General features: G+C 68.5%; 1 protein-coding gene. It reads left to right on the forward strand.

Annotation, left to right across the window (positions count from 1 at the left end):
• Positions 1 to 392: 392 nt before the first annotated feature.
• Positions 393 to 1,303: NnrS family protein (locus AC1DYX_RS31225; protein ID WP_477266108.1), on the forward strand; the 911-nt coding region annotated here is incomplete at its 3' end.

Consider the following 1,303-nt stretch of genomic DNA (forward strand, 5'->3'; position numbering starts at 1 on the left):
GTACAGGACGTGTCCCTGGTGGTCGACGATGCGTGCCGGGATCGGGGGCGCCTTCAGGTAGATCTCCCTGCCCACGAACAGCAGCGTGGCAAACGAGAGTACGCAGATGATCGCCAGCCAGGTCCATAGTCTGCGTGATGCGTGCATGGTTGTGTTCCTTCACTGGTGGTTGGTCGGTGGCGCGGGTTTTGGACGGGCGCCTGGCCGCATTGTGTAGCTATTCGGCTATTAGTTGCATATGGGATGCGGGTTTTATACGTTTATCTTGAACCAGGTTCAGGAAACCGGGAAGCCCGTCTTTTGGCGGCTCGGGCTAGTCACTTTGGCCGATTGTCCGGCGCCGGGCCGGCTTCTAACATGCAGGTCAGATACCACTTGAAATGGAGGCCAGCATGGCGCTCATGTCCATCGAAGAAGCCCGCCCCGCGCCGCCGCCGTCCGCCGGCCCGGCCCTGTTCGCGCTCGGCTTCCGCCCGTTCTACCTGCTCGCCGCCGCGTTCGCCGCCGTCGCCGTACCCGCCTGGGTGGCGGCGCAGGCCGGGTGGCCGTTGCCGGCCCGTATCGACATGCTGTGGCATGTGCACGAAATGGTGTTTGGATTCGCACTGGCCGTCGTCGTCGGGTTCCTGTACACGGCGGGCTATAACTGGACGAAGCTGTGGACGCCGCGCGGCTGGCCGCTGGCCGCCATCGCCGGGGTGTGGACGGCGGGCAGGGTCGCCATGCTGGCCGCGCCGCCCGTCGTGGCCGCGGCCGTCGACGTCGTGTTCCTGCCCATCGCCGCGGTGCCGCTGTACCGTGTGCTGAAACGGTCGGGCAACCGGCGCAACCTGTTCCTCGTCGGCCTGCTCGCGCTGCTGGCGCTGGCGAATGCGTGCTACCACGCGGCCGCGCTGGGCTGGGTCGGCGTGAATCCGCTCACCCCCGTGCACGCGGCCATCATGCTGATCGTCGTGATCGAGATCGTGATCGGCGGCCGCGTGATCCCCATGTTCACCCGCAACGCGGTGCCGGAGACGCAGCCGGTGCAGGATGCGCGCCGCGACAAGTGGGCGCTGGCGCTGACCGTGCTCGCCGGCGCGGCGTGGACGTTCGCCGGGGCGCCGGCCGCGGGGTCGCCGGCCGGCCTGGCCGCGCCCGTCACGGCCAGCCTGGTGCTGTTCGCCGCCGTCGGCCAGGGCGTGCGCCTGATCGGCTGGCAGCCGTGGCGCACGTGGCGCAATCCGCTGCTGTGGGTCCTGCACGTGTCTTACTGCTGGATCCCGCTCGGCTTCCTCCTGCTGGCGCTGGCACAGTTCGGCAT

It is taken from the genome of Massilia sp. P2_C2 (genome assembly GCF_056404615.1).